Origin of the sequence: Xylophilus sp. (assembly GCA_009914555.1) — a bacterium.
In the GTDB taxonomy this organism is placed as follows: domain Bacteria; phylum Pseudomonadota; class Gammaproteobacteria; order Burkholderiales; family Burkholderiaceae_C; genus WNDY01.
In genome coordinates this window covers 247,706-270,787 of sequence record WNDY01000001.1, presented here as the reverse complement: position 1 = coordinate 270,787, position 23,082 = coordinate 247,706, and the positions used below count along the sequence as shown (strand labels likewise).

The 23,082-nt window shown below is 72.0% G+C and carries 21 protein-coding genes; 9 read left to right on the top strand and 12 right to left on the bottom strand.

The genetic code is table 11. From position 1 onward, the window contains the following. Positions 1-12: 12 nt before the first annotated feature. From GAK38_RS01305 to GAK38_RS01280, 6 genes are all read right to left on the bottom strand, one after another. Positions 13-1,323, bottom strand: coding sequence for an HD-GYP domain-containing protein (locus GAK38_RS01305; RefSeq protein WP_325340722.1), 1,311 nt, complete (start codon positions 1,321-1,323; stop codon positions 13-15). A 142-nt stretch (positions 1,324-1,465) separates the two neighbouring features. Further along, positions 1,466-2,794 (bottom strand): glucarate dehydratase, encoded by a 1,329-nt coding sequence (gene gudD, locus GAK38_RS01300; RefSeq protein ID WP_325340720.1) that lies wholly within the window; start codon positions 2,792-2,794, stop codon positions 1,466-1,468. Positions 2,795-2,896: 102 nt separating this feature from the next. After that, complete coding sequence (locus tag GAK38_RS01295; protein WP_325340718.1) at positions 2,897-3,916, bottom strand: LacI family DNA-binding transcriptional regulator; 1,020 nt, start codon at positions 3,914-3,916, stop codon at positions 2,897-2,899. After that, positions 3,835-5,322 carry an MFS transporter gene (locus GAK38_RS01290; RefSeq protein ID WP_325340716.1) on the bottom strand — a complete coding sequence of 496 codons (1,488 nt, stop codon included), beginning with the start codon at positions 5,320-5,322 and terminating at the stop codon, positions 3,835-3,837. Before GAK38_RS01290 ends, GAK38_RS01295 begins: the two co-directional genes overlap by 82 nt. A 45-nt stretch (positions 5,323-5,367) precedes the next feature. Then, complete coding sequence (locus GAK38_RS01285; RefSeq protein WP_443089140.1) at positions 5,368-6,036, bottom strand: hypothetical protein; 669 nt, start codon at positions 6,034-6,036, stop codon at positions 5,368-5,370. A 122-nt stretch (positions 6,037-6,158) separates the two neighbouring features. Beyond that, the gene (locus GAK38_RS01280; RefSeq protein WP_325340712.1) at positions 6,159-7,070 is read right to left on the bottom strand and encodes a LysR family transcriptional regulator; all 912 of its coding nucleotides are present in this window, start codon (positions 7,068-7,070) and stop codon (positions 6,159-6,161) included. A 273-nt stretch (positions 7,071-7,343) separates the two neighbouring features. Between GAK38_RS01280 and GAK38_RS01275 the strand changes: the two genes are divergently transcribed. Next, positions 7,344-8,030: a DUF2848 domain-containing protein gene (locus GAK38_RS01275; protein WP_325340711.1), complete on the top strand. Its 687-nt coding sequence runs from the start codon at positions 7,344-7,346 to the stop codon at positions 8,028-8,030. A gap of 23 nt (positions 8,031-8,053) precedes the next feature. Continuing rightward, positions 8,054-9,403 carry an amidase gene (locus GAK38_RS01270; RefSeq protein WP_325340709.1) on the top strand — a complete coding sequence of 450 codons (1,350 nt, stop codon included), beginning with the start codon at positions 8,054-8,056 and terminating at the stop codon, positions 9,401-9,403. A gap of 24 nt (positions 9,404-9,427) precedes the next feature. Here the strand turns inward: GAK38_RS01270 and GAK38_RS01265 are convergent, their stop codons facing one another. From GAK38_RS01265 to GAK38_RS01255, 3 genes are all read right to left on the bottom strand, one after another. Beyond that, positions 9,428-9,988, bottom strand: a complete 561-nt coding sequence (locus GAK38_RS01265; RefSeq protein ID WP_325340708.1) for a cob(I)yrinic acid a,c-diamide adenosyltransferase — start codon at positions 9,986-9,988, stop codon at positions 9,428-9,430. Positions 9,989-10,357: 369 nt separating this feature from the next. Continuing rightward, positions 10,358-11,245 carry an OmpA family protein gene (locus GAK38_RS01260; protein ID WP_325340706.1) on the bottom strand — a complete coding sequence of 296 codons (888 nt, stop codon included), beginning with the start codon at positions 11,243-11,245 and terminating at the stop codon, positions 10,358-10,360. A gap of 42 nt (positions 11,246-11,287) precedes the next feature. Further along, positions 11,288-11,731 carry a DUF4398 domain-containing protein gene (locus GAK38_RS01255; protein WP_325340705.1) on the bottom strand — a complete coding sequence of 148 codons (444 nt, stop codon included), beginning with the start codon at positions 11,729-11,731 and terminating at the stop codon, positions 11,288-11,290. 302 nt (positions 11,732-12,033) lie between these two features. Here GAK38_RS01255 and GAK38_RS01250 point away from each other — a divergent pair, with 302 nt between their 5' ends. Further along, positions 12,034-12,543: a ferritin-like domain-containing protein gene (locus GAK38_RS01250; RefSeq protein ID WP_325340703.1), complete on the top strand. Its 510-nt coding sequence runs from the start codon at positions 12,034-12,036 to the stop codon at positions 12,541-12,543. A gap of 10 nt (positions 12,544-12,553) precedes the next feature. Continuing rightward, positions 12,554-12,898: a hypothetical protein gene (locus GAK38_RS01245; protein WP_325340702.1), complete on the top strand. Its 345-nt coding sequence runs from the start codon at positions 12,554-12,556 to the stop codon at positions 12,896-12,898. 90 nt (positions 12,899-12,988) lie between these two features. On the opposite strand, the gene GAK38_RS01240 is transcribed toward GAK38_RS01245, so the two are convergent. Then, a complete protein-coding gene (locus GAK38_RS01240; protein WP_325340701.1) occupies positions 12,989-13,885 on the bottom strand; it encodes a manganese catalase family protein in 897 nt (298 codons plus the stop codon). A 214-nt stretch (positions 13,886-14,099) separates the two neighbouring features. Here GAK38_RS01240 and GAK38_RS01235 point away from each other — a divergent pair, with 214 nt between their 5' ends. Next, the gene (locus GAK38_RS01235; protein ID WP_325340699.1) at positions 14,100-15,524 is read left to right on the top strand and encodes an FAD-binding oxidoreductase; all 1,425 of its coding nucleotides are present in this window, start codon (positions 14,100-14,102) and stop codon (positions 15,522-15,524) included. Positions 15,525-15,536: 12 nt separating this feature from the next. Here GAK38_RS01235 and GAK38_RS01230 read toward each other — a convergent pair whose 3' ends face one another. Next, positions 15,537-16,301: an SDR family oxidoreductase gene (locus tag GAK38_RS01230; protein ID WP_325340697.1), complete on the bottom strand. Its 765-nt coding sequence runs from the start codon at positions 16,299-16,301 to the stop codon at positions 15,537-15,539. A 30-nt stretch (positions 16,302-16,331) separates the two neighbouring features. Then, complete coding sequence (locus tag GAK38_RS01225; RefSeq protein ID WP_325340695.1) at positions 16,332-17,525, bottom strand: MFS transporter; 1,194 nt, start codon at positions 17,523-17,525, stop codon at positions 16,332-16,334. Positions 17,526-17,579: 54 nt separating this feature from the next. On the opposite strand from GAK38_RS01225, the gene gcvA reads away from it, so the two are divergent. From gcvA to GAK38_RS01205, 4 genes are all read left to right on the top strand, one after another. Next, the gene (gene gcvA, locus GAK38_RS01220; RefSeq protein ID WP_325340693.1) at positions 17,580-18,539 is read left to right on the top strand and encodes a transcriptional regulator GcvA; all 960 of its coding nucleotides are present in this window, start codon (positions 17,580-17,582) and stop codon (positions 18,537-18,539) included. Positions 18,540-19,016: 477 nt separating this feature from the next. Next, positions 19,017-19,535: a sigma-70 family RNA polymerase sigma factor gene (locus GAK38_RS01215; RefSeq protein WP_325340691.1), complete on the top strand. Its 519-nt coding sequence runs from the start codon at positions 19,017-19,019 to the stop codon at positions 19,533-19,535. Continuing rightward, a complete protein-coding gene (locus tag GAK38_RS01210; RefSeq protein WP_325340689.1) occupies positions 19,532-20,512 on the top strand; it encodes a FecR family protein in 981 nt (326 codons plus the stop codon). The genes GAK38_RS01215 and GAK38_RS01210 overlap by 4 nt, the downstream gene beginning before the upstream one ends. Positions 20,513-20,598: 86 nt before the next feature. Next, positions 20,599-23,076, top strand: coding sequence for a TonB-dependent siderophore receptor (locus GAK38_RS01205; protein WP_325340687.1), 2,478 nt, complete (start codon positions 20,599-20,601; stop codon positions 23,074-23,076). The last annotated feature ends 6 nt before the right edge of the window (positions 23,077-23,082 follow it).

Sequence of the window (23,082 nt, the reverse complement as noted above, 5' to 3'; positions counted from 1 at the left end):
AACGTGGCGCTGCTAGGGCAGCCAGAGCGTGTCGAGGTTTTTGAACTTCCACACGTCCGGGTCCTCCAGCGCCGTGATGCGGTCGCGGCAACTCGGCGCCGACCGGTCCACCACCTCGGCAACGATGGGTTCGCTGGTCAGCGTGGAATAGAAGACCCGCACCTTGGGCGCCAGCAGCGAACCGCTGCCCGCACCCATCACCACCGCCAGCCGGCCCGAGCGCAGCCGCACCAGTGCGCCGCTCGGGTAGATGCCCACGCTTTTGAAGAAGGCCTGCAGCACCGCCGGATCGAAATGGCCGGTCCAGCCGTGCATGCGGCGCACCGCCAGGGCCGGGTCCCAGCCGCGGTTGTAGGGCCGGTTGGACGTCACGGCGTCGTACACGTCGCAGACCGTGCCCATGCGCGACGGCAGCGTGATCGACCCGCCGGCCAGCCGGTGCGGGTAGCCGCTGCCGTCGAACTTCTCGTGGTGGTGCAGCACCACGTCGAGCACGGCGTCGGGCGCGGTGCCGTGGCTGCGCAGCAGTTCCCAGCCGGCTTCGGCATGGCCGCGGATGACGGCGAATTCCTCCTCGGTCAGCCGGCCGGGCTTGTTGAGGATCTCCATCGGCATCTGCGCCTTGCCCATGTTGTGCAGCAGGCCGGCCAAGCCGGCCTGGCGCTGCAGGTCGGCCGGCAGGCCGAGCCGGCGGCCCAGCGCGACCATGAGCGCGCAGACGGCCACCGAATGCAGGAAGGTGTGGTCGTCGGCGCGCTTCAGGCGGGCCATGCCGATCAGCGCCTCGGGATGGCGCTCGACCGAGCCGGCGATGTCCTCCACCAGGGCCATCGCCTCGGCCGAGCGGATCGTCCGGCCCATGCGCAGTTCGTGGAACATGGCCGCCACCGCGTCGCGGCCGTGGGCGCAGATGCGGCGGGCGTCGTCGAAATCCTTGGCGGGGCCGGCCGCGCGCGCAGCCGCGGCCGGCGCCTGCGCCGTCGGGGCGGCCGCCTCGTCGGGGATGGCGTCGGCCGCGTCCTCGGCGGCGTCGCCGTCATCGCCGCCGCCGGCGACGGGCGGCGTGGGCTGGGGCGGCACGCCGGCCACGTCGAGCCCGCGGGCGGTGTCGATCCAGAGTTCGCCGATGCCGCTGGCGCGGATCGCCTGCAGGGTCTGCGCGTCCCCGACCAGGAAGGCGGTGCGCCAGAACGAATGGTTGATCCAGGCGCCGGCGAAGCGCTGCACGAACATGCCTTCGCGCAGGTCGGCCACGGGAATGCGGCGCAGGGTGCCCGCCGGGCCGTCGGCCGGCGTCTGGGTGCGGGAGAAGAGGTTGAGCATCGCCGGTTCAGTGCGGGGCGATGCCCCGGCCGGCCGCCATGGTAGGACATCGGCGTAGGCGGCCGGGTCTGCCGCCGTGGAGGCGATGATGCGGCCGCGCGCGCGGGCCGGCAATGCGTGGTCTTCCCGGGGGCCGCCCTGCTCAGCGCACCAGCGCGGGGCGTTTGGGGTCGAACTTCCAGCCCGGCACCAGGTACTGCATGGCGGCCGCGTCGTCGCGCGCGCCCAGGCCGTGCTGCAGATAGAGCTGGTGCGCCTTTTCGACCTCGGCCATGTCGAGCTCGATGCCCAGGCCGCCCTTCTTCGGCACCTGCACGTAGCCGCCTTCGATCCTGAGCGGCTCCTTGGTGAGGCGCTGGCCGTCCTGCCAGATCCAGTGGGTGTCGATGGCCGTGACCTTGCCGGGCGCGGCGGCGCCGACGTGGGTGAACATGGCGAGCGACACGTCGAAGTGGTTGTTGGAGTGCGAGCCCCAGGTCAGGCCCCAGTCGCGGCAAGTCTGGGCCACGCGCACCGAGCCGGCCAGGGTCCAGAAGTGCGGATCGGCCAGCGGGATGTCGACCGACTGCAGCGCGAGCGCATGGACGAACTGGCGCCAGTCGGTGGCGACCATGTTGGTGGCCGTCGGCAGGCCGGCTGCGCGGCGGAACTCGGCCATCACCTCGCGGCCCGAGAAGCCGCCTTCGGCGCCGCAGGGGTCCTCGGCATAGGCCATCACGCCGTGCAGGTCGCGGGTGAGGCGGACCGCGTCCTTCAGCAGCCAGCCGCCGTTGGGGTCGAGCGTGACGCGCGCCGCGGGGAATCGCGCGTGCAGCGCGCGGATGGCCTCGACCTCGTCCTCGCCGCGCAGCACGCCGCCCTTGAGCTTGAAGTCCTGGAAACCGTAGCGCGCCTGCGCGGCCTCGGCCAGGCGCACGATGGCCTCGGGCGTGAGCGCCTCCTCGTGGCGCAGGCGGAACCAGTCGTTGTCGGCATCGGGTTCGCTGCGGTACGGCAGGTCGGTCTTTTTGCGGTCGCCCACATAAAACAGGTAGCCCAGCATCTGCACCGCGTCGCGCTGCTGGCCCTCGCCGAGCAGCGCGGCGACCGGCACGCCCAGGTGCTGGCCCAGCAGGTCGAGCAGGGCCGATTCGATGGCCGTGACGGCATGCACCGCCACGCGCAGGTCGAAGGTCTGGAGCCCGCGGCCGCCGCTGTCGCGCTCGGCGAAGGCGGCCTGCAGGCGCTGCAGCAGGCCCAGGTAGCTGCCGACCGGCTGGCCGACGAGCAGTTCGCGCGCGTCTTCGAGCGTCTGGCGGATCTTCTCGCCGCCCGGCACCTCGCCTACGCCGGTGCGGCCGTCGCTGTCGGTCAGCAGCACGAGGTTGCGGGTGAAGAAGGGGGCATGGGCGCCGCTCAGGTTGAGCAGCATGTCGTCGTGGCCGGCCACGGGAATGGCGCGCAGGTCGGTGATGAGGGGGCTGGAACTCATGGCGGTTGCGTTGGGCAAAAAGGAGGCGCCGACGTCGTCAGGCGACGCAGGATTGTTAACGATAACAAATCGGAATGCAATGCCGTGAAGAGTGCATCGACGCTACGCGCTGCCGCGCGCCACGATGGCGAAGCCCACGTCGTGCACCGCGCTGGCCAGCGGCTCGTCCTGCATGCGCTGGAGCAGCAGCGCGGCGGTCAGCTCGCCGATGCGCTGGCCGTCGATGCGCACGGTGGTCAGCGCGGGCTCGGTGTCCTGCGCGAGCGCGAGGTCGCCGAAGCCGACCACCGCCATTTGGCCGGGCACCGCGACGCCCCGGGCCTGGGCCTCGATCAGTACGCCGAGCGCCAGCATGTCGGAGCTGCAGAGGATGCCGTCCACCGCGGGCGCGCGCTCCAGCAACGCGCGCAGGCCGCTGCGGCCGGCGCCCAGCTGGGCCGGGGCCGGCACGAGGCACGGCGCGGCCACCGTGGCGCCGAGCGACTCGGCCTGCGCGGCGAAGGCCCGGGCGCGGCGCAGCGAGCGGGCGTCGTCGCCGCCGATCACGGCGAGCCGGCGGCGGCCGCGCTCGGCCACGAGGAAGCGCGCCACGGCCGCGCCCACGGCTTCGTGCGAGAAGCCGACCAGCGTGTCGATCGGCTCGGGCACCAGGTCCCAGGTTTCGACCACCGGGATGCCGGCGGCCAGCACCTTGCGGCGTGCCGCGGCGCTGTGCATGACGCCGGTGAGCACGATGCCGTCGGGCCGGCGCGCGAGGATCTGGTCGAGCAGTTCCTCCTCGCGCGCCTCGCTGTAGCCGGTCTGCCCGACCATGAGCTGGTAGCCCTGCGCGGCCAGCGCCGAGGTCAGCATCTCGATGGTCGGCAGGAAGATCGGGCCCGACAGCGTGGGCACCAGCGCGGCCACCAGGCGCGAGCGGCCCATGCGCAGGCCGTTGGCCAGCCGGTTGGGCACGTAGCCGGTGGCCGCCATCGCCGCCTTGACCCGCGCCAGCGTGTCGGCGCGCAGCGAGTCCGGATGGTTGATGGCGCGCGAGACCGTCATGGTCGAGACGCCCGCGGCGCGGGCGACGTCGACCACGGTGATCTGCAGGCCGCTCGGGCGGCGGGACGAAGGGGACATGGAGCGGATCGCGGGAACGGAGGTGCCGGTGTGGTGGTCATTGTCCCGGAACCTCCGCATCCCGCGGGCGGGCAGCGAACCGCCGCCTCCCGCTCCAGCGGCTTGTGCGCCGTCACCCGGGCCGCGAATAGCGCGACGGCCGTCACCAGCAGGGTGAACACCACGTACGCGGAGATGGCCAGCGTCGAGCCCGTCGCCTTGAAGACGGAGGCAATGATCAGCGGCGCGAAACCGCCGCCGACGATACCGGCAAGAGTATAGGCCAGCGACGCGCCTGCATAGCGCACCCGGCCAGGGAACTGTTCGGTCACGAAGGCGGCCTGCGGGCCATACATCATCGCGTGGATCAGCAGGCCACCCACCACGGCCAGGCAGATCGTCAGCGGCTGGGCATGGTCCATCAGAAAGAAGAACGCGAAGGCCCACACCATGCCGAGCAGCGCACCGGCGATGTACACCGGCCGGCGGCCCCAGCGGTCCGACAGCTTGCCGAAGAACGGCACCGCCAGCGCATTGACCACGGCGCCCACCATGGTGGCCATCAGCGCCGTCGGCCGCGACAGGTGCAGCACGGTGGTCACATAGGTCAGCGTGAAGACGACCACCAGCGCATACAGCACATCGGAGCCGATGCGCGAGCCACCGGCGATCAGCAGGCGTCGCCAGTGCTGCACGATCACGTCTTTGATAGGGGTCTCGGCCGTGGCTTCGGCCTTTTCCATCTCCAGGAACACGGGGGTTTCTTCCACGCCGCGGCGCAGCCACAGGCCGAACAGCACCAGCGCGACGCTGGAGAGGAACGGGATGCGCCAGCCCCAGCGCAGGAAGTCCTCCGAGCTGAGCCAGGCGGACACCAGGGCGATGAAGCCGGTGCCGATCAGCGTGCCGCACGACGGGCCGATCTGCGTGAACGACGCATTCCTGCCGCGCTCGTCGGGCTTGCCGTGCTCCATGGAGATCAGCACCGCGCCGGCCCATTCGCCGCCGAGCGCCACACCCTGCACGAAGCGCAGCGCCACGAGCGCCACCGGCGCCCAGACGCCCCAGTGGGCATAGGTCGGCAGCAGGCCCATCAGGCCGGTGGTGAAGCCCATGATGACCAGCGTGGCCACCAGCACGAAGCGGCGGCCGAGCCGGTCGCCCAGGTGGCCGAAGACGAAGCCGCCGAGCGGCCGCGACACGTAGCCCACGGCGTAGGTCGAGAACGCCAGGATGGTGCCGGTGATCGGATCGAAGGACGGAAAGAAGACCGCGTTGAAGACCAGCGCGGCCATCAGGTTGTAGACCGTGAAGTCGTACCACTCCAGGGTGGTGCCGATGGAGCTGGTCATGGCCAGCCGCCGCATCTTGCGGGCGACCGCGTCGGCCGGCACGGCGGCTGGCACGCTGATGACATTTCCGTTCATTTCAGATCCCGTGGTCTAAAGCGAGGTGGATGCGAGTGGGCGCCGTCAGGCCAGGTCGGCGGAATGCAGCTTCCAGCCCAGCGACAGCCGCCATGCCTCGGCGGCGTCGGTGTCGAAAATCCCGCTCGCGGCGCCGATGGCCGCATCGATGGCATCGGCCCGGCTGGCTTCGACCGCAAACATGGGATGGAGCTGGCGGCCGTCGGTCGATTCCTTGGGCAGCGGCGTGCTCAATGCCGTGTCCGGAGACAGCAGATAGGACTGCACGAAGCCGTCGATATCTGCGATTTTCTTTCCGATTTCCAGCGCGCGATCGCGCAATATCTGCGCCGGAGTTTCGAGCGGCAGAAAGATCACCGCCAAATGGCTTCCCGATCCGAAACCGGTGACGGACTGCACCGCGCAAACCCGGCGGATCGGATCGCGCATGCGGCCGAGATTCTCGACCGACCAAGGCGTCTGCCGCTGGAACGCCGCGGGGTAGGCTTCGGTTTGGAAGGCGCCGAGCGACTCGGTCCTGTAGAGGCCGAGGTATTTACGGCCGCCCCCCGCCGAAAAATAGCGCGCACCCGAAATAAATCCGGGTATTCTCACGCGCTCTTCGACATGCTCGCTGTCGTACCAGCGATTGAAATCGGCATCGTCCGCAGCATCCACGTCGGATGCCACGAAAAGCAGGCCATTTTCTTGCACGGAGGAAGCATTATTTGCCATGTCGATTGACCGCACCCGTTGATTTAGACCGTCCAATCTTCAAACGCATCTTCCGCAGCCACAAACGATTAATTCTTTGCCGTCGCCCCCACTATTTCTTGTCGCCGGATCAGCAGAAACCCTTACGCCGCAGCGCCCGCGGCTGGGGTATCCAGACCGGAGGTGAACTGGTCCGACACCCGGCTGGCCAGCTCCGCCACCAGACGGATGGCATCCGACCCTGCCGCGTCCAGGTAGCTCACCACGATGCGCTGCGGCGGCACCGGCCGGTCCGATGCGATGATCTGCAGCTCGCCGCGCTCCACGTATTCGTCGATCGCCGGCAAGGGCACCAGTGCCCGCCCGAAACCGTGGGTGACCAGCCGGGCCAGCGCCGCGATCGAGCTCACGCAATGCACCTTGCCCACCGGGATGCCGGCTTCGCGGTAGAGTCCCTTGAGGGCCTCGTGCGGCTGCGATCTCGGGCTCATGGTCAGCACCGGCTCGCGCAGGATCTGTTCCACCGGCAGCGGCCCCTCGCCGCACGGGCGGCCCACCCAGCCCATCTTCATCGGCAGGCAGGGCATGTTGACGATGCCGGGCTCGCCCAGCGGATCGGTCTGCAGGGCAATGTCGAGCGCGCCTTCGCGCAGGCCGCGGTGCAGCGCGCGCGTCGTCTCCGACGTGATCTGCACCTCGACGGCCGGGTAGGTCGACTGCAGGTTGGTCAAAAAGGCCAGCAGCCAGGTGTGCACCACCGTCTCGATCGCGCCGATGCGCACCAGGCCCGACACCTCGCGCTGTGGACGGCCCAGCGAGACGATCTCGCGGCGCAGCTCCATCAGGCGGTCGCCGTACTCCAGCAGGCGCATGCCGACCGGCGTGATGCGCAGCTCGCGCGCATCGCGCTCGAACAGGCGCGCACCGATGTCCTGCTCCAGCGACGCGATGCGGTTGGCCACGGCCGCCTGCGTGATGTGCAGGCGCTCGCTCGCCGCGCGGAAGCTGCCGAGCCGCGCGGACCACAGGAACGCTTCGACGAAGCGCGTATTCATCCGTTCACCATCATCGAGTCTCACCATCCTGGTGCGTGGGCGCACCATTCATCGCCCGCGATGGGCAAAGTGCGCCAACTTGGGCCATTCCGGGCGCCTGTGCAATCCCGACTTGCCCGGGTTTTCCCCAGGAGACAGGCAAATTTCGCACCCGTGCTGCACGGAGATTTCTTTCGCGCACGCAAAGAAAAACTTGCTGGACGCTGCCGGGGCGCGCTCGAACAATTCCCGCGGACCGGCACACCGCCTTCCCCACTCTCCGACCCCCACCCCATGCGCCTGCATTTCGATCTGCAGATTCCGGAGCAAGCTTCCGAATCGATCACCGTGGACATCGACCAGTTCGTCATCGCCGGCTGGGCCGGCCGCGACCTGGCAGCCATCGAGCACCACATCGAGGAACTGGCCGCGCTCGGCGTGCCCCGCCCGAGCGCCGTGCCGCTGTACTACCGCGTCGCGGCCAACCAGCTGGTGCAGGAAGAGCGCATTCAGGTGGTGGGCGGCGATTCGTCGGGCGAGGCCGAGGTGCTGGTGTTCATGCACCGCGGCGAGCTGCTGGTCAGCCTGACGTCGGACCACACCGACCGCCGGCTCGAATCGCACAGCGTGGCCCTGTCCAAGCAGGCCTGCCCCAAGCCCGTGGCGACCACTGCCTGGCGCCATGCCGACGTGGCCGCGCACTGGGACCGGCTGGAGCTGTATGCCGAGATCGAGAAAGACGGGCAGACGCGCGTCTACCAGCACGGCCCCCTGGCCGGCCTGCGCACGCCGGCCGACCTGATCGCGGGCCACTGGGATGGCGGCGTCCTGCCCGCCGGCACGGCCATGAGCTGCGGCAGCGTGGCGGCGCAGGGCGGCATCCGCCCGGCGGCCGCCTTCGCCATGGAGCTGCGCGACCCCGTGCGCCGGCGCGTCCTGCGGCACCGCTATGCCACCGATGTGCTGCCCCACGTCGCCTGATCGCTGATACCGTCACGCCCACCATGACCTTCTCCATCACCGAACTCCAGACCCGCCTGAGCCGGGGCGAGACCACTTCCGCCGCCCTGGTCGACGAGGCCCTGGCCCGCGCGGCGGACCCGGCCGGCGAAGGCGCGCGCGTCTTCACCCTGCAGGACCCGGCGGCCGCGCGCGCGCAGGCGGCGCTGTCCGATGCGCACCGCGCCCGGCACGGCGCGCGCTCGCCGCTGGAAGGCCTGCCGGTGTCGATCAAGGACCTGTTCGACGTGGCCGGCCAGGTCACGCGCGCCGGCTCCCGCGTGCTCGACGGCGCCGCGCCCGCCGCCGCCAACGCGGCCGCGGTGCAGCGCCTGCTCGACGCGGGTGCCGTGCCGGTGGGCCGCACCAACATGACCGAATTCGCCTATTCCGGCGTGGGCATCAACCCGCACCACGGCACGCCGCTGGGTCCGTGGGACCGCACCACCGGACGCATTCCGGGCGGCTCGTCCTCGGGCGCGGCGGTGTCGGTGAGCGACCGCATGGCCGTGGCCGGCCTGGGCACCGACACCGGCGGCTCGCTGCGCATACCGGCGGCCCTGTGCGGCCTGGCCGGCTTCAAGCCGACGGCGCGACGGGTGCCGCAGCGCGGCACGCTGGCACTGTCGCGCCAGCTCGATTCGGTGGGTGCCATGGCTCCCACCGTGGCCTGCTGCGCGGCGGTGGACGCGGTGCTCTCGGCCACGGCCGGGCGCAGCCTGCAGCCGGCTGCGCTGCGCGGCCTGTCGCTGGCCACACCGACCACGCTGGTGCTCGACCGCATGGACGCCACCGTGGCTGCGGTCCACGACCGCGCGCTGGCCCGCCTGTCGGCCGCCGGCGCCACGCTGCACGCGGTGGAAGTGCCTGAATTCCTGGAGCTGGCGCAGATCAATGCCCAGAGCGGCTTCACCGCGCTGGAGGCCTATGCGGCGCGCGCCGGCGACATCGCCGCGGCGCCCCAGCAGTTCGACCCGCGCGTGTTGAGCCGCGTGCTCAAGGGCCGGAACGCGAACCTGGCCGACCTGCTGGCGCTGCTGGCGCGCCGGCAGGCCTGGACCGAGGCGGTGGAGGAGCGGCTGGCCGGCTTCGACGCCTTCGTCTGGCCGACGGTGCCGGTCGTCGCCCCGCCGCTGGCGCCGCTGCTGGCGTCCGACGAACTGTTCGGCGACACCAACCTGCTGCTGCTGCGCAACCCCACGCTGGTCAACTTCGTCGACGGCTGCGCGTTGTCGATCCCCTGCCACGAGGCGGGCGGTGCCCCGGTCGGCCTGTCGGTCGCGGCGCTGCACGGCCGGGACGAGCGGCTGCTGTCCATCGGCCTGGCGGTGGAGGCCCTGCTGGCCCCGCACTGAAGGGCCAATTTCCGAGGCGGCGCGTCAGCCGCCGCGCGCCAGCCGCTCGCTCTTCCAGTACACGTCGCCGCCGTCCGTGCGGTTGAGCACGCGCGCCAGCACGAACAGCAGGTCCGACAGGCGGTTGAGGTACTGGCGCGGCGCGTCGTTGACGGCGGCCTCGGCCGCGCCCAGCGCGACCACGCTGCGCTCGGCGCGGCGGGCCACGGTGCGGCAGACGTGCGCCTGCGCGGCGGCGCGGGTGCCGCCCGGCAGGACGAATTCGGCCAGCCGCGGCAGCGCGGCGTTGTGGTGGGCCAGCGCCGCGTCGAGCTGTGCGAGCGCGGTGGGCTGCAGCAGCGTGAAGCCGGGGATCGACAGCTCGCCGCCAAGGTTGAAGAGCTGGTGCTGCACGTCGACGAGCAGCGCGCGCACCGCGTCGGGCAGCGGCTCGCACAGCAGCAGGCCGATGTGGGCGTTCAATTCGTCCACGTCACCCAGGGCCTGCGGCCGGGCGCTGTCCTTGCGCACGCGCGTGTTGTCGCCCAGGCCGGTGGTGCCGTCGTCTCCGGTGCGGGTGGCGATCTGGGTGAGGCGGTGGCCCATGGTGCGGAGGCGCTCTGTCGCGCGTGGTGGCGGAAAGAGGCGGGATTATGCGGCGGCGAGCGCGGCGTCGATGGCCGCGCGGCGGCAGCGGCGTCTACACCAACCCAACACCACGCGCGCGCAGGGGCGCGGGCCACCAGGAACCGGACCTCGACAAGCGCCCGCAGGGCGCCGCGGGGGCATGCTCGAAGTCACCGGCGAGCCGGTGCCGGGGGTCTACAGCTCCCGCGACGGGGTGCGCGCGACGATGACCCCGCACGGAAGAGTGATGGTATACCCACTCAGTCATATGCCCACAGCGCGCATCTGTTGCACGCTGCAAGCATATACCCCCGAGCAACCTGTACCGGCACACGGAAGCGCCGCGTCTTATCGCCCGCGCAGGTTGCCGTTCTCGTCGGCGATCACCACCTCGACGCGGCGGTTCAGCGCCCGGCCTTCGTTGGTGCCGTTGTCGGCGACCGGGTAGGCCTTGCCGTAGCCGCGGGCGTCGATGCGCGAGGCGTCCACGCCGCGCTGGACGAGCGCGCTGCGCACCGCCTCGGCGCGGCGGCGCGAGAGGTCGTCGTTGTACTGCCCGGAGCCGACCGCGTCGGTGTAGCCCTCCACCAGCAGCCGGCGCTGCGGGAACTGGCGCAGGAAGCCCGCGAGCTTGTCCAGCCGCGGGCCGGCTGCCGGCAGCAGCTCGGACTTGTCGAAGGCGAACAGCACATCGCCCAGCGTGACCAGCAGGCCGCGCTCGGTCTGCCGGGCCTCGATGTCGCGCAGCTGGGCTTCGAGCTGGCGCACGCGGTCCTGCGCGGCGCGGGCCTGGGCGCCCTGCACGGCGGCGAGCTGCGTGGCGCTCTGGGCCTGGGCGCGGGCGCGCTCGGCCTCGCGGGTGCGCTGCTCCAGGCGCAGGCGGTCGGTGTCGCTGCCGGCGGTCTTGATCTCGTCGTCGGCGCGGCGCTGCTGCGCGGCGTTGCGGGCGATGGCGGCGCGCTGCGAGGCGATGTAGGCCAGATGCGTGGTCTCGGCGTCGTCATGGTCCTTGTTCCAGACCTGGTCGGCGCGCTGCAGCGCGTCGCGCGCGGCCTTGAGCTCGACCGGTGCGCGGCTGACCACGTCCGGGTCGCTGCCGGTGGAGGCCACAGTGTTGCGGGCGTCTTCCAGCGCGACGTTGGGGCCGATGCTGCCGCAGGCCGACAGCAGCACGGCGGTGGACACGGCCGCGGCCAGCGCGGGGAGGCAGCGGAAGGAGGGATTCGTCGTCGTCATGGTGTGGTGCTTCCTGGTGGGAGGGCGGCGGCGGGCCGCGGGTCAGGGAACGGGGCGCACGGGCACGACCGCCGGCGGCGGCGGGACCGGCACGGCCACGGCGGCGGGCGCGGCGGCGTTGCGGTTGATTTCGTCGTTGAGCGCGCGCAGGCCCTCGCGCACCTTGGCCAGCGCCTCCTGGCTGCGCAGCGCCGCGCCACGCGATTCGGTCACCTGGGCGTCGACCTCGGCCTCGGCGGCCAGGCGGCGGGCATAGTCGTAGTCGCGGTTGCCCGCGGCCTGCTCGGCGCGCAGCAGCTTGTCGCGGGCCAGCTGCAATTCGACCGGCGCGCTTTCCACCGCGGCGGGCGCGGCGGCGGCACGCTCGACGGCACTGCGGGCCAGGGCGAGCTGGCTGGTGGGGGCGTCGCGGCTGGTGGCACAGCCGGCCAGGGCGGCCAGGGCGGCCGCGGCCACGCCGAGGCGCAAGGTGGTCGATGGGTTCATGGCGTCGCAGGCTCCTCGTCAGGTGAACGTCCGCGCAGGGGACGGCGGAACTGCGGCGCAGCCTAGGCACCGATCAGCAGCGCGCGGGCCGGCCGCGGCCGCGCCGCCTCGTGCGGCCGGGCCCGCGGCCGCCGTGCGCTGCCGCCTACATCTGCGCTGGCCGATGCGCCGCCGTCCTACAACCCGCTTCGCCATCGGTCCGCAGATGCGGGCGCGGCGCCCTCGGAAGACTCGGTGTTGGGGACGACGGCGCCATCCGGTCATGACCCCCCCACCCTCCCATCCCATTTCAGGACATGACCATGGAACAAGCCCGCAACGAAGTGCTCGACTGGCTGCGCGATGCGCATGCGATGGAGCAACAGGCCGAACAGATGCTCTCGGCCACGGCCGAACGCGTCGAGCACTACCCCGAGCTGCAGGCCCGGCTGCGCAGCCATCTGGAGGAAACCCGCGGCCAGGCCCGGCGGCTGCGCGCCTATCTGGAGGCGCACGGCGGCGATACCTCCCTGGTGAAGGACGTCACCGGCCGCGTGGCGGCCTTCGCCCAGGGCGTGGGCACGATGGCCGCCGGCGACGAGGTGGTGAAGATCGCCCTGGCCTCCTATCACTTCGAGCAGCTCGAGATCGCCTCATACCGCATCCTGCTGGCCGCGGCCGAGCTGCTGCAGGACGAGGACCTGCGCGCGGTGAGCGCAGGCAATCTGGCCGAAGAAGAAGCGATGGCCGCCTGGCTGCTCGAACAGCTGCCGTCGATCACCCGGCAGTATCTGCAGCGCAGCGAAACCGGCGGCTTGCCGGCCAAGCGCTGACGGGTGCGGCATGACCAGTCCGAGCGGTCCGTCGACCCCCGACGGCCAGGACGGCGCACCCCGCGCCGCACGCGCGCAGGAAGCGGTGCGCCGGCCCGACCTGCATCCGGCTTCCAACGAACCCCGCCGCGCACCGGCCGGCCCCGGCGCGCGGTCCGACCAGCCGGCCGGCGCCCATGCCGACGGCGGCGCGGACGGGCAGTCGCTGAACCCCGGCGACGAAGCCCCGCCGGGCCAGGCCGGCACCGGCGAGAACGTCTGTCCGCAGTGCGGCGGCAGCGGCCGCGCCGGGGCGGCGGCCTGCCCGACCTGCAGCGGATCCGGCAAGGTGGTCAGCATCGTGGGCGGCGCCTGAGGCAGGCGCTGGCGGCAGCTTCACTTCCCCATGGAAAGCAAAGCGGCCCGTCCGGCACGGGACGGGCCGCTTTCCTCGCCGGCGACGCACTCAGCGCTGGGCTGCGTTGCCGGAGCCCAGCGCGCCGAGTTCGGCGCCCGTGGTCGGATCGGACTGCGGATCCGATGCAGTGCGCGTGGCGAACGCGGCGACCACCGCCACCTCGTCGGGCGCCAGCTCCACCGTGGGCAGGCCGGTGCCGCCATCCACCGCCACCTGCCGCTCGCGGTCGGAGACGATCTCGAACTTCTCCGGATCGTTCCACGGACCGGGCACCGCCTGCGGGTCGCCCTGCGACATGTCGAAGTAGATGCTCTCGAAGCGCGGGTCGGGCGGCAGCTTGCCCGGCGGGAAGTTGCCTTCGATCGAATACAGCGCCTTCTCGAACGACTTCAGGTGCGCGATCTCGCGCGTCATCAGGAAGGTCAGCGCGTCCTTCACGCCGGGGTCGTCGGTCAGCGCGATGAGCCGGTCGTAGACGATCTTGGCGCGGGCCTCCGCGGCAATGTTGCTGCGCAGGTCGGCCGTGGGGTCGCCGATGGTGTCGATATAGGCCGCCGTCCACGGCACGCCGGCCGAACTGGTCAGCGGCGTGCCGCCGCCGTAGAGCACCTGCGTCACATGGCTGTCGTTGCCCGCGCCGGTGATGCGGCGGTAGGTGTCGGCCTCGGTGTCGACCGCCTCGGCCAGCCGGCCCTTGGCGCCGCGGTTGAGCATGGCGACGATGCTGCCGATGACCTCCAGATGGCTGAGCTCCTCGGTCGCGATGTCGTAGAGCATGTCGCGGCGACCCGGGTCTTCTTCCGACAGGGCCTGGGTGAAGTAGCGGGTGGCCGCGGCCAGTTCGCCCTGCGGCCCGCCGAACTGCTCGAGCATCAGGTTGGCCAGGCCGGGGTTGGTGCCGCCGACACGGACGGTGTACTGCAGGCGCTTGTTGTGTGCGAACACGGGGAACCTCCTGGGGAGTGAGAGGGTTGTGGGGAGGGCCAGCGTCCGGTGCGCGCAGTCCTGCGCCCTGTAGGCGGCAACGGATGGTGCTTGTGCGCGGCGATCGCCCCGGCGGCGCAATTCGTATCCGGCCCACGCGCGGCCGGGCGCAAAATATGCGCTTTACCCGCATGCCGCCGCGCGCCCCACGAACGCTGGGCGGCAGAGACCGCCGATGAACGCTCCCACCGACCCCGCCCACCTCGTTCCCACCGTCGCCCAGCGCACGGTGCCCGCCGCCCTCATCGACGCGCTGCGCGAGCGCTTCGGCGCGCAGCTGTCGACCGCGCAGGCGGTGCGCGAGCAGCACGGCCGCGACGAGTCGCCGTTCGCCGTGCCGCCGCCGGCGGCCGTGGTGTTTGCCGAAAGCACGCAAGACGTGGCCGACGCGGTGGCGCTGGCTGCGCGCCACGCGGTGCCGGTCATCCCCTTCGGCGCCGGCTCGTCGATCGAAGGCCAGCTGCTCGCCGTGCAGGGCGGCATCAGCATCGACGTCAACCGCCTGAACCGCGTGCTGGCCGTGCACGCCGAGAACCTGACGGTCACGGTACAGCCCGGCGTCACGCGCAAGCAACTCAACGAGGAACTGCGCCACCAGGGCCTGTTCTTCCCGATCGACCCGGGCGCCGACGCCTCCATCGGCGGCATGGCCTCCACCCGCGCCTCGGGCACGAACGCGGTGCGCTACGGCACCATGCGCGAGAACGTGCTGGCGCTCGAAATCGTGACCGCCGCCGGCGAAGTCGTGCGCACCGGCACGCTGGCCAGGAAAAGCAGCGCCGGCTACGACCTCACGCGCCTCATCGTCGGCAGCGAGGGCACGCTCGGCGTGGTGACCGAAGTCTCGCTGCGCGTCTACCCGCTGCCCGAGGCCATCTCGGCGGCGGTCTGCTCCTTCCCGAGCATCGAGGCCGCGGTGCGCACTACCATCGCGGTCATCCAGGTCGGCGTGCCGATCGCGCGCGTCGAGCTGCTCGACGCCAACACGGTGCGCATGGTCAACGCCCACAGCAAGCTCGGCCTGCGCGAGGAGCCGATGCTGCTGATGGAATTCCACGGCTCGCCGACCGGCGTAAAGGAACAGGCAGAACTGGTGCAGGAACTGGCGGCCGACCACGGCGGAAACGACTTCGAATGGGCCCACACGCCTGAGGAGCGCACCCGCCTGTGGACGGCGCGGCACAACGCGTACTTCGCCGGCGTGCAGTCGCGCCCCGGCTGCCGCGTGGTGACCACCGACGTCTGCGTGCCGATCGCGAGGCTGGCCGACGCGGTGCTGCTCGCCGTGGCCGAGGCCGAAGCGGCCGGCCTGCCCTACTTCCTCGTCGGCCACGTGGGCGACGGCAACTTCCACATGGGCTACCTGATCGACCCGGCCTCCGATGCGGAGCGCACCGTGGCCGAGCGCCTCAACCACGCGCTGGTCGAGCGGGCCATCGCCGCGGGCGGCACCTGCACCGGCGAGCACGGCATCGGCCTGCACAAGATGGCGTTCCTGCCGGCCGAAGCCGGGGCCGGCGCGGTGGAGCTGATGCGCACGATCAAGCGCGCGCTCGATCCGCAGAACATCATGAATCCGGGCAAGATCTTCGCGCTGTAGCCACCCTTCTTCTCACTTGCCGCCGGTGGCGTCGAGGAAGGTGCCGGTCACGAAGGAAGCCTCGGCGCCCGCTAGCCACAGGATGGCCCGCGCCACCTCTTCGGGCTGGCCGCCGCGGCCCATGGGGATCGTGTCCTTGACGCGGTCCACCCGGCCCGGCTCGCCGCCGCTGGCATGCATGTCGGTATAGATGTGGCCGGGGCGCACGCAGTTCACGCGGATGCCTTCGCGCGCCACCTCCCTGGCCAGGCCGGTCGTGAACGTCTCCAGCGCACCTTTGGAGGCCGCGTAGTCGACGTATTCGTGGGGGCTGCCGAGCCGCGCCGAGGCCGAGGACACGTTGACGATGGCGCCGCCGCGCCCCTGGTGGCGGTGGGACATGCGCCACACCGCCTGCTGCGCGCACAGCATCGGGCCGATCGCATTGACGGCGAAGACGCGCTGCAGCCGCGCGAAGTCCAGCCCCTCCAGCCGCGACTGCCGCGCCAGCACCGCGGCGTTGTTGACCAGCACGTCGAGGCTGCGGCCGAACGCGCGGTCGACGGCTTCGAACAGCGCCGCCACCTGCTGCGGATCGGCGCTGTCGGCGCGAACCGCGAGCGCCCGGCGGCCGAGCGACTCGACATCGGCGACGACGGCCTGCGCCGCGGAGTCGCTGGCGACGTAGCTGATCGCGACGTCGTAGCCCTGCCGGGCCGCGAGCCGCGCCGTCGCGGCGCCGATGCTGCGGCTCGCGCCGGTGATGAGGATCAGGGGTGCGTTCGGCAAGGCATTCATCGGGACGAAGCTCCAGGGGAAGGTGGCGGCTCACGGTCGCGCGGCCCGCGGCAGCCGACGGTGCAGCGCCCATGCCAGGGGAATGATCGCCACCGCCGTCGCCGCCGCGGCCAGCGTCGCGGGCCGGATGCCGACCTGGTCGCCCAGCAGCCCGTAGGCCACCGGCGCCACGGCGCCCGAGGCGATGACGCCGGTGTAGAACAGCGCAAAGGCGCGCTCGGTGCCGCCGGGCGGCGCCAGGTCCGGCACGGTGCCGTACAGCACCGACGAGGTGCCGTTGAGCATCGCACCGAGCAGCGGCAGCAGCACGAGCGCCGGGCCCAGCGGGCACAGCAGCACGGCGACGATGCAGACGGCGGTGCCGCCTTCTGTGGCGAACACGGTGCCGACGACGCCCAGGCGCTCGCCGAGCCAGCCGCAGACGAACTTGCCCGCCGCGCCGCCGATGAACAGCAGGGCCAGCGCCGTGCCCAGCATCGGGGCCGCAATGCCCTTGTCCTGGAGCAGGAACGGCAGGAAGGTCAGCACGCCCATGCGCACGCCGGTGTCGAGCACGCCGATGGCCAGCAGCAGGCGAAAGCCCCGGGCGGACGCGGGCCGGCCGCCGTCGGCCGCAGGCCCCGCCGCCGGGGCGCCATCCGGCAGCGCAGGGAGGAAAAGTGCGATGCCCACGGCCACCAGCGCGCCGAGGGCGGACACCGCCCACAGCGCATGGCGCCAGGGCATGGCGGCCACCAGCAGCGACAGGGCCGCCGGCAGCGCCGCCTTGCCGAGGTCGCCGGCGAAGTTGTAGACGCCCAGAGGGCCGCGCGCGCCGCTGCCGTAGGCACGCGACACGGCGCCGGAGGCCAGCGGATGCTGGGTGCTGGAGCCGCTGCCCGACAGGGCCAGCGCCGCGCACAGTCCCAGCAGGCTGCCGCTCGTGCCGGCGGCCGCATAGCCCGCCGCCGCCAGCAGCGTGCCCGCCGCCAGGGTGGCACGGCTGCCGGTCCGCCGCGCGAGCCGGCCGGCCGGTATCTGCAGGCAGGCCATGGTGCCGGCGTAGATGCCGCGCAGCATGGCCAGCGCACCGAACCCCAGGCCGAACTCCGCCTGCCAGACCGGCAGCAGCACGTAGACCATGTCGGTGTAGCCGTCGTGCAGCGCATGCGCCACGCAGGACAGCCACAGCACCCGGGTGCGGGCAGGCGCGGGCGGCGCGGCGGCGCGCGGAATCGATGTCATCGGTCGATGCTAGGGCGGCGCCGGCGAAACCACCACCGACTTAATATCGCGCCAATGGAGAGAAAAAGTCACGCTGGATCACCCGCCCAGCCGCCACATGCGGAGCGCGGCCGGCTGCCGCCGCTCAATGCGCTGCGCGGCTTCGAGGCGGTGGCGCGGCACGGCAGCTTCGCCGCCGCCGCGGCCGAGCTGAACGTGACCCACTGGGCCGTCGGCAAGCAGATACGGCTGCTGGAGGACTGGTTCGGCAAGCCGCTGTTCGAACGCCGGCCACGCGGTGTGCAGCTCACCGACGAGGGCGCCGCCCTGCTGGCCGACGTGGGCAAGGCCTTCGACGGCCTCGCGGCCGGCGCCGAGCGGCTGCGCCACCGGAGCGCCGTGCGCCGCGTCTCGGGCGTGGTGCGGGTCAATGCGCTGGCAAGCTTCGCGCTGTGCTGGCTGATTCCGCGGCTGGCCGACTTCGAGTCGCGCTATCCCGACATCGAGGTGCGGCTGTCGACCAGCTCGCGCCGGCTGCGCTATGTCGGCGATGCGTTCGACGTCGGCGTGCGTTCGGGCCCGGAGACCGCGGCGGGGCTCCGGTCCACGGCGCTGATGGCCGACCTGCGCCTGCCGGCCTGCAGTCCGTCGGTGCTGCAGCGCCACCCGATCCAGGCGGTGGCGGACCTGCGCAGCCACACGCTTCTGCATTCCACGAGCACCCGCGCCGCCTGGGCCGGCTGGCTGCAGGAGGCCGGCGCGCCGGGCCTGCGGCCGGCGCGCCACCTCGACTTCGACCACGTCTACCTCCAGCTGGGCGCGGCCGTCGAGGGGCTGGGCGTGACGCTGGCGTCGCTGCCGCTCATCGAGCGCGAGATCGCCACCGGCCGCCTCGTGTGCCCGCTCGCCGGGCCGGCCTGGCGCGGCCCCGACTACACGCTGGTCGTGGGCGACGACCGCGCTGGCGACACGGCCGTGGCCGCGTTCACGCAATGGATCGCGGCCGCCGCCGCCGTCAAATACCCCCCGGCATGAGTGCCCATGGCGCCTGCCAGCCGGCCGCTGTCGGTGCATACCCCCCGCCCGGCGCGGCGCGGTGCGACGGAGAAACCATGCCCACGATCAGAGGTGCACCGGATCCGCGGGACACCATGCCCCCGGGCAAGGCCATCTCGCCATAACGTGCCAACGTCGTAGCTGGAGGAAAAGCCCATGCCGTGGTTGGCAAGACGGTTGCTGGTGGCTCCATCCGTGGTCGCGGGAGGGCTCGTCTCGCGCGAGGCCCCACGCTTCTGAATCGTCGCGATGACCGTCGGCCTGGTGTTCGTGGTGCTGACCGCGGTGGTCGGCATGTACTTCCCCGCACTGCGCCTGTGGCACCGGCGCGGACGAAGGTGCCCCGACGCCTGAACGGCCTGCGCTTCGGCCGGGCGCGCCGACCATCGGCACGGCATCCGCGTCTCCAGATGCTATGATGAGAAAAGCTCTCATTCCATAGACCGCTGGCTCACCATGGACCGCCTGCCCACGGCAGAGCGCACCATCGCGCAACTCTTCACCGACTACCACCCCTGGCTGCTCGCCCGCGTACGCAGGAAGCTGTCCAGCCGGGCGGATGCCGGGGACATCGCGGCCGAAACCTTCGTGCAGGTGGTCCGGCACCCCGATCCGGGCAGCATCCGCGAGCCCGAAGCCTTTCTGACCGTCGTCGCCAAGCGGCTCGTGTGGCGGCTGCTGCGGCGCCGCGACCTCGAGGAGGCCTATCTGGAGCATCTGCGGCACCACGCGCCGCAGGCCGGGCCGTCCGCGGAGGAGCGGCTGGTCGTGATCCAGACGCTGCAGGCGCTGGACCGCTGGATGCAGGACCTGCCGGCGGCCGTGCGCCTGGCTTTCCTCTTCAGCGCCGTGGACGGCATGGAGCACGGCGAGATCGCGCGGCGCCTGGGCGTGTCGGTGCGGACCGTGGGCCGCTACGTGGAGCGCGCGCTGCTGCGTTGCGTGGCCGAACGCGCCTGCGGAGCGGGCCGGTGACCGCGCCGCAGGCGCTGCTCCAGCGCGCCGTGCGCTGGAAGGTGCGGCTCATGTCGGGCCAGGCCACACCGCAGGACCATGCCCAGCTGCTGCGGTGGCGCCAGGAGGCGCCCGCCCACGAGCAGGCCTGGCTGGCCGTGGAGGCGAGCCTGGCGCAGGAACTCGGCGCACTGCAGTCCGTCGTGCGCCGCCATGCCTCGCAGGCCGATGCGGTGCGGGCCGTGCTCGGCGCCCGCGCCCCGCGCCGGCGCGACATGCTGCTCGGCGTCGCGGGCGGTGGCATCGCGGCCGCCTCGCTGGCCATCGCCCTGTGCCACGAGGGCCAGCATCAGGGCGGGCTCGCCGACGCCGCCACGGCCGTGGGCGAGCGCCGCACCGTCGCGCTGCCGGACGGCTCGCGGATCGAACTCGACGCCCGCTCGGCCGTGGACCTCGCCGTCGGCCCGGCACGGCGCGCGCTGTGGCTCGAACGGGGCCGCCTGTGCGCGGAGGTGGCCGCCGGCGACGCCGCGCTGCGGCTGCGCCTGGGAGCGTGCACTGCGGAGGTCGCGCCAGGGCAGACCGCCACCCTCCTGGCCGCGCGGCAGTCCGGCCGCGCCACCGTCGCCTGCCTCCACGGTGCACTGGCGCTGCAGGCGCATGGTTGCCGGTGGCCGCTCCATGCCGGCGACGGCCGGCACATCGACGACGGCCGCGCACCGGCCGCGATGGAGCCGGGCCAGGTGCGCGCGGCGGCGGCCTGGCGCCGCGGCATGGTCGAGGCGCTCGACGAGCCGCTGGGCGAGGTCGTCGAGCAGCTGCGCGCCTACCACGCCGGCTGGATCCGCGTCTCCGGCCGCGCCGCCGCCCTGCGCATCCAGGGCGTCTGGCCGCTCGGCGAGCCGCTGCACACGCTGGAGGTCATCGCCCGCACGCTGCCGATCGCGGTGCGCAGCTACGGCAGCTGGCTCGTGACCATCGACACGGCCGAAATGTAAATATACGTAAAATTCTGTCCGGTCCGGCGGGGCGGCGGCGGCGGCGCGGCACTGGGAAGGAAAGCACCTCTTTTTTCCTTTCCACCATGTCCAGCAGATTTCCCCTCGCCTCTTCCTGCATCGCCTCGGTCCTCGCCGTCTCGACGCTCGCGCCGGCCTTCGCGCAGACCGCCGCGTTCCAGGACTACGACGTCGCAGCCGGCCCCCTGGGCGAAGTGCTCAATGCGATCGCTGCGGCTTCCGGCCGCAGCCTGACGGTCCTGCCCGGGCTGACGCGGGGCCGCACGGCCGGCGCGGTGCGCGGCCGCTTCACGGCCGAGCAGGCGATACAGCGGGCGCTCGCGGGAACGGACCTGGTCCTGGTGGCCGGGCCGCGCGGCGAGCTTTCCGTCGCGTCGCGGCCTGCGGCCGGGCGCAGCGCCGCCGCCCCGGGCGCGGACGCGCCCACGCTGGCGCCGGTCACGGTGGTGGCCGCGGCGCCGCAGGAGAGCTACCAGCCGGTGGCCGCCGCCTCGCCCAAATTCACGGCCGAGCTGCGCGACACGCCGCGCACCGTGTCGGTCGTGCCGCGGCAGGTCATTGAGGACACCGGCTCGACCTCGCTGCAGGACGTGCTGCGCACCACGTCGGGCATCACCTTCGCAGCCGGCGAGGGCGGCGTGCCGCTGGCCGACCGCCCGGTCATCCGGGGCTTCAACTCGACGTCCAACATGCTGGTCGACGGCATGCGCGACATCGGGGCGCAGACGCGCGAAGTCTTCAACCTCGAACAGATCGAGGTGTTCAAGGGGCCCGATTCGGCCTACTACGGGCGCGGCGGCGGCGGCGGAAGCATCAACATGGTGAGCAAGCAGCCGCGCCGCGAGAACTTCGCCGTCGGCGAGCTGACGGCCGCCTCGTCCAGCAGCGGGCGCGCCACGCTCGACGGCAACTGGGCGCTCTCGCCCACCGCCGCGCTGCGGCTCAACGTGCTGGGTGACAAGGGCCATGTGGCCGGCCGCGACCGCACGGTGGACTACAACAAGTTCGGCTTCGCGCCCTCGCTGGCGCTGGGCCTGGGCACGCCCACGCGGGTCACGCTCAACTACTACCACCTGGAAGACCGGGGCATGCCCGACTACGGCATCCCGATCGACCCCACGACCGGCGCGCCGAGCCGGCAGGCCGACCGCCATGCGTTCTACGGCCTGAAGGACCGGGACTTCCGCAGCACGCGCACCGACATCGGCACGCTGGCCATCGAGCACGACCTGGGCGCGGGCTGGACCGTGCGCAACATGACGCGCAGCGGCCGCTCGATCAACAGCTACCTCGCCACCGCGCCCAACGGCGCATCGCCGCTGTACGCGGAGGTCAACCTGGCAGGAACGCTCCAGGGCACGGTGTTCCGCCAGGCCAAGTCGCAGTGGACCCGCACCGACACGCAGGCCAACCAGACCGACGTCTCCGGCGAGTTCCGCACCGGCGCGGTGAACCACAGCATCGACGCGGGCCTGGAATTCAGCCGCGAGCGCTGGACCGTGGACGGCTGGACGGTGAGCAGCAGCAATGCGAGCGCCGCGGTCCAGTCCGGCTCCGAGCCGCAGTGCGCGGCCTATCCCTCGCTCTTCGCATCGTACGACTGCACCAGCCTCTCCAGCCCGAATCCCTATGACGCCTGGAGCGGGACGGTCGCGCGCAACAACAATCCCACCTTCTACCGCACCGAGACGAAGGCCGCCTACGTCTTCGACACCATGAAGCTCACCGAGCAGTGGCTGGTCAACGCCGGGCTGCGCTGGGACAGCTACCGCACGCGCAGCGCAAACCTGACGGGGCCGATCGCGCAGCAGAGCGACGACTTCCTCAACTACCAGGCCGGCGTGATCTACAAGCCCGCGCGCAACGCGAGCATCTACGCCAGCGTCGCCAGCGCATCGACGCCGGCCGCGCTCGGCACCAGCGACTACGACAAGGTCAGCGCGAGCAACCGCGCGCTCGAGCCGGAGCGCAGCGTCACCTACGAGATCGGGACCAAGTGGGACGTGCTCGACGAGAAGCTGTCCCTCACCGGCGCGGTCTTCACCACCGACCGCAAGAACGCGACGGTGCAGGTCGACGCGACCACGTCCGAGCAGGTGGGACGCAGCCGCGTGCGCGGCTTCGAGCGGGGCGCCGCGGGCGCCATCGTGCCGGCATGGAAGGTGTTCGCCGGCTACACCTACCTCGACAGCGAGATCACGCGAGGCGCCTACAACGACAGCAACGTGGGCAAGCCCTTGGCCGACACGCCGCGCCATTCCTTCAGCCTCTGGAGCACCTACCGCCTCGGCGGCGGCTGGTCGGCCGGCGGCGGGGCGTACTTCGTGGACAAGCGCTACGGCACGGCCTGCGACCGGGACGGCTTCGCTCCGGCCTACTGGCGGTTCGACGCGCAGGCCGAGTGGAAGGTCAACGAGAAGCTCAGCCTGCGCCTGAACATCCAGAACCTGTTCGACAAGCTCTACTACACCAAGGTGCACTACTTCATGGGTGTGCCCGGCCCCGGCCGCTCGGCGGCACTGACCGCCGTGCTGCGCTACTGAGGCCGG